1 protein-coding gene is annotated in these 1,468 nt (G+C 63.4%); it reads right to left on the bottom strand.

What is annotated here, in order from left to right; all coding sequences use genetic code 11:
- A partial coding sequence (locus CFR76_RS17355) for a B12-binding domain-containing radical SAM protein (protein ID WP_110557943.1) occupies positions 1 to 1,468 on the bottom strand: 1,468 nt, incomplete at both ends.

Raw genomic sequence — 1,468 nt, 5'->3', positions numbered from 1 at the left:
CCTCGACGGGCCGCATGACGGGCGGGGCGTGCCAGCGGCCGTGGTCCACATCCGCGATCTCGCGGTCGATCTCGGCGATGACCTGGCGTGAAAACGGGCCAAGATGCAGGTATAGCGCGCTGGTCATCACCACATAGGGCAGCGCCCTGGGGTTATGCAGGGCGCAATCCAGCATCATGCGCCAGAACGGCCCGGCTGTTCCCGGTCCCGCACGGTGGATGCGGAACATGAGCCGGACAAAGCTGCGCAGGTCGCCCTTTATCATCCGGTGCGCGCGCCCGCGCTTGAGCATCCGGCCCAGCCTGCGCACGCGGCCGAAATAGGCGACCGGGTCATAGATGGCGGCAAGTACCGTCCTGTAATCATCCAGCACGTCGCGGCGCGGGCGCCTTGTCTCGAAATTCAGCCCCGCCGTGCACTGGTCGCCCGACTGCGTCTGTTCACCGCCGGAAAAAAGGCGGCCTTCGGCCAGCAGGCGGCGCGTCAGCTGCGTCGTGGGCAGGGCGTAAAGCAGGCCGACCATGCAGACCGGGATCGACGTATCCTCGATACAGTCGATCATGCCCTGGGCGACACTGCCCTTTTCGCTGTCGAAGCCCACGATGAAGCCCGCATTGACGAAAATCCCGGCCTTGTGGATCGTCTCGATGCTCTGTTGCAGGCTGCGCCGCGTGTTCTGCTTTTTCTGCATCAGCACGAGGGAGTCCGTATCCGGGCTTTCGATGCCGACGAATATGGCGAAGAAATTGGTATCGGACAGGCTGCGCAGCAGGTCGGGATCGTCCGCGAGGTTGATGGACGCCTCGGTCGAGAATTCGAAGGGGAAGTCCTTTTCCTCCTGCCAGCGCCTGAGGTCGGGCAGGAATTTCTTCAGCGCCTTCTTGTTGCCGATCAGGTTGTCATCGACAAAATCCACATGCCCGCGATAGCCAAGCGCGTACAGCGCGTCGAGTTCGGCCATGACCTGTGCATTGGTCTTGGTGCGCGGCACCCGGCCGTAGAGTTCGATGATGTCGCAGAATTCGCAGCTGAACGGGCACCCGCGCGAAAACTGGACGCCAACATGCAGGTACTGGTCCAGCTTCAGCAGGTCGAAGCGCGGCAGCGGGCTTTTGGTGACATCGGTCTTGCCCATCGGGGCCTCGAACACGCCCTGCCGGTCACCCCTGCGCCAGGCCGCGATGAAACCGTCCATGATTTCCTCGGCTTCGCCCAGGACCTGGAAGTTCGCGGCGCTGTAAAGCGCCGGGCTGGATGTGACATCGGGGCCGCCCACCACCACCGGCTTGCCGCAGGCATGGCACATTGCGATGATGTGGAGGGTATCGTTACGCTGCGGCAGCATGCCGCCGGTCATCACGATATCGGCCCAGGCCAGATCCGCATCCGCCAGTTCTTCGGTATTGCGGTTGACCAGCCGCACGTCCCATTCCGCGGGCAGCAGGGCCGCAACGGTAATCAGGCCAAG

The organism is Komagataeibacter swingsii (genome assembly GCF_003207895.1).
GTDB lineage: Bacteria > Pseudomonadota > Alphaproteobacteria > Acetobacterales > Acetobacteraceae > Komagataeibacter > Komagataeibacter swingsii.
This window is presented reverse-complemented; position numbering and strand designations above follow the sequence as displayed.